The sequence below is a fragment of the Cryobacterium sp. MLB-32 genome (assembly GCF_000738085.1).
GTDB lineage: Bacteria > Actinomycetota > Actinomycetes > Actinomycetales > Microbacteriaceae > Cryobacterium.
Map to the genome: position 1 here is coordinate 1 of NZ_JPRS01000388.1, position 862 is coordinate 862.

1 protein-coding gene is annotated in these 862 nt (G+C 59.7%); it reads right to left on the reverse strand.

All coding sequences use genetic code 11. The features are described 5' to 3' along the window. Positions 1 to 128 precede the first annotated feature (128 nt). Positions 129 to 500 carry a VOC family protein gene (locus JF66_RS18830; protein ID WP_035880407.1) on the reverse strand — a complete coding sequence of 124 codons (372 nt, stop codon included), beginning with the start codon at positions 498 to 500 and terminating at the stop codon, positions 129 to 131. Positions 501 to 862 lie beyond the last annotated feature (362 nt).

The window sequence follows — 862 nt, forward strand, 5'->3', positions numbered from 1 at the left end:
GGTGGTTTCGTTGGTCGAGGCGCGACGAAGGAGCGATCGAGACCTCGTGGGCCTCGCGCGGTGGTTTCGTTGGTCGAGGCGCGACGAAGGAGCGATCGAGACCTCGTGGGCCTCGCGCGGTGGGAATGTCAGGACAGCAGTTCCGTGACGCAGATGAAGTTGCCCTCGGTGTCACGGAACCACGCGGACTTCATCGCATCCGTTGCGCCGACGCCGTCGACGGTCTTCATGCCGGGGATGTCGTAGTCCTCGAACACGACGCCACGGGAGCGCAGTCGGGCCATCTCACCATCCAGATCGTCGGTGATGAAACTCATCTGGGTGTTCTTAGCTGTCCCCGCGTTCTCCGTCTCGTAGATCTCGAAACCGGATCCCGGCGACGAGTACACGAGGAGCCCGTCAAGCACCTCGACCGGCTCTAAGTCGAGCGCATCGTGGTAAAACGTGCGTGCACGGCTGAGATCTGCCGCGGGTAATACCGTGTGAATTTCTTTCAGCATTGCAAACGCCTCCTCTGGCGTGTATTTCCATGGATGCGGAAATACCGACCGGTCGACCGCGAGTGCTGAACGCGAAGGTGGCCGGCGTTTCCGCAGGCGAAGCCCCGCCCGGTGGTCTCGCCGCCCCCAGCGCGCAGGCGATGACTATCGCATTTCGTACTTAATATACCTCCGGAAGTGTCGGTACGGCAGTCCGAGTTTCGGTCGCATTTCCCCGAATGGCGCACGCAAACAGGAGCAGCTGTGAATATGTCATGACATATGAACGAAAAGGCGCTATCGTGAACCTATCCGGTCCACGAACCAGAAAGTTGTACAGCGACGTATGCCAGACATGACACTCACCCCTGCACTCGATGTAC